This is a genomic window from Anabaena sp. AL93 (assembly GCF_001672085.1).
Taxonomy (GTDB): domain Bacteria; phylum Cyanobacteriota; class Cyanobacteriia; order Cyanobacteriales; family Nostocaceae; genus Dolichospermum; species Dolichospermum heterosporum.
This window is the reverse complement of the sequence record NZ_LJOU01000195.1, coordinates 1-2459: the sequence shown is the minus strand read 5'-3', so window position 1 is coordinate 2459 and position 2459 is coordinate 1. Positions and strand designations below refer to the sequence as shown.

Here is a 2459-nt window from a genome sequence, read left to right as displayed (position 1 = left end):
GTAGGGGGGTAGGGGAGGGAAGAACAGAAGTTTTTTCCGGTCATTACCCGTCAAAATAAATAAATTTGACGAACTACTAGTACAGCACGGCGTAAATAAAACAACCATTCTCAATCACTAAAAAGCTTACGCCATATTATTTTTGACCTTTGACTTTTGACTTTTGACTTCCGCCTTGCGGTGCTAGTTTCATGGAGATTTTTTGACAACAACAATAATGGAGGGCGCAGGGCCTGCGCCCCTACGAGTTTGGCGATAAAAAACTGTACCTCATAACATCAAGAGGTGCTGTATCAGGTTTTAAATTATGTTCAATGCAATGTCTTATCGCTTGATTGCGAATGAATTGGGTCGTACGAATGGCATTTTCCTGATCAGAAGAGGTTTTATCAGCTAAATTGTGTGATAATAATAACCTAAAGTTATGAATTGATAACGGTGTAGTTAGGCATGGATTATCGGGATGCAGGCGTTGATGTGGAAGCAGGTAGAGCTTTTGTAGATCAAATTCGCAATTTGGTTCACAGCACCTTTAGAAAAGAGGTTTTGGGGGGACTGGGTGGCTTTGGTGGTTGCTTTCAACTGCCTACAGGTTACAAAGAACCAGTTTTGGTTTCGGGGACAGATGGTGTGGGGACAAAGCTGAAAATAGCTCAAATTCTCAACCGTCATGATACTGTGGGCATAGATTTGGTGGGGATGTGCGTTAATGATGTGTTGACATCGGGTGCAGAACCGCTGTTTTTTCTAGATTATGTGGCTACAGGTAAGTTAGATAAGGAACAATTAACTCAGGTGGTAGCGGGGATAGCTACTGGTTGTAAATTGGCGGGTTCGGCTTTATTGGGGGGAGAAACGGCGGAAATGCCCGGTTTTTACCAGGTTGGTGAATACGACTTGGCTGGTTTTTGCGTGGGAATTGTGGAAAAAAGCCGAATGTTGGATGGTTCTCAGGTGCAGGTGGGGGACGTAGCTATCGGTTTAGCTAGTTCAGGTGTCCATAGTAATGGTTTGAGTTTGGTCAGAAAAATTGTCAGTGATGGTGGTTTTGCTTGGACTGATACCCCAGATTTATTCAATGGTGCATCTATTGGGGAAACTTTGCTTACACCTACACGCATTTATGTAAAATCTGTTTTAGCTGCGTTGCAATCAGGTTTAGAAGTTCATGGCATGGCTCACATTACTGGCGGTGGTTTACCAGAAAATTTACCAAGATGTTTAAGCAAGGGTCAATCAATTAAGATGATTCCTGATAGTTGGACTGTTCCCCCTGTATTCCATTGGTTAGCTGCGGCTGGTTCTGTAGGTGCTGAGGCTATGTATAATACATTCAATATGGGTATTGGCTTTGTGTTATTAGTTCCACCTCAGCAAGCAGAACAGGTAATTACTCATTTTCAATCTCAGGATATCTCTGCTAATGTAATTGGTGAAGTGATCAATGGAGCAGGTGAATTGATCAGTTTGTGGTGACAATGGCGGTAAACAGATAGAAACTATACGCAAAATTTATATTCTCTTGATGGAAGTAATCAAAAATACTCATCGCCATCAGCGTTAATATTTGCTAACGTAGTCTTAACATATTGCAAAAATCAATTGGTGCCGTTGAGGAAGTATCTGTATTTACTGGTTAGTGGTATTAGTTATATCTCGTTTACAAGTGTGGCGTGTTGGTGTTTTGAGAAGAATGTAATTTTTGTGTAGAGGGGTTATGGTTATAAATTTTGCCCGGACTACTGTTTCTAAGGAACTACTAAAGCAAGTATTCCAACGCATTGATGCACAAAGTTGTCCCCAGTTATTTAATTTTCATATGCACACGGTTCACTCCGATGGCAAACTAAAACCGGGTGATTTGATGGGTCAAGCGATCGCAATTGGTTTAAAAGGGTTAGCTATCACTGATCATCATAGTATTAGTGGCTACCAAGCAGCCCTGGTTTGGTTAGAAGATTGGAAATGGCGTAATCCTGATGCTCATGCTCCATATCTGTGGAGTGGTGCAGAAATTAATGCCAATCTGCTGGATAATGAAGTTCACATTCTGGCTTATGCTTTTGAGTCAGAACATCCCAGTATGCAGCCATATTTACAAAAAATTCCTAGCACAGGTAAGGCTTATCAAGCAGTTAACGTTATTAAAGCTGTTCATGAAGCGGGCGGACTAGCGGTACTTGCTCACCCAGCCCGGTATAGGCGATCGCATTTTGACCTCATTCCTGCGGCTGCGGGTCATGGTATTGATGGTGTTGAGACTTTCTACGCTTACAATAACCCCAAACCTTGGAAACCTAGTGTGGTGGAAACTGAGGAAGTTCAACAATTAGCGGAAAAATTTAATTTATTTAGCACCTGTGGTACTGATTCGCATGGCTTGAATTTGCTGCATAGGTTGTAAATCTGTATTTACCTCTTTTAAACTCCTGGTTTAGGGAGTGGGGGGAGTAGGGGAG

2 protein-coding genes are annotated in these 2459 nt (G+C 41.9%); both read left to right on the top strand.

Going from position 1 to position 2459, the window contains the following annotated elements; genetic code table 11:
• Positions 1-450: 450 nt before the first annotated feature.
• On the top strand, positions 451-1476 hold the full coding sequence (purM, locus tag AN486_RS26365) for a phosphoribosylformylglycinamidine cyclo-ligase (protein WP_053538179.1): 1026 nt from the start codon (positions 451-453) through the stop codon (positions 1474-1476).
• A gap of 241 nt (positions 1477-1717) precedes the next feature.
• Positions 1718-2404 carry a PHP domain-containing protein gene (locus AN486_RS26360; protein WP_290603031.1) on the top strand — a complete coding sequence of 229 codons (687 nt, stop codon included), beginning with the start codon at positions 1718-1720 and terminating at the stop codon, positions 2402-2404.
• Positions 2405-2459: the final 55 nt, after the last annotated feature.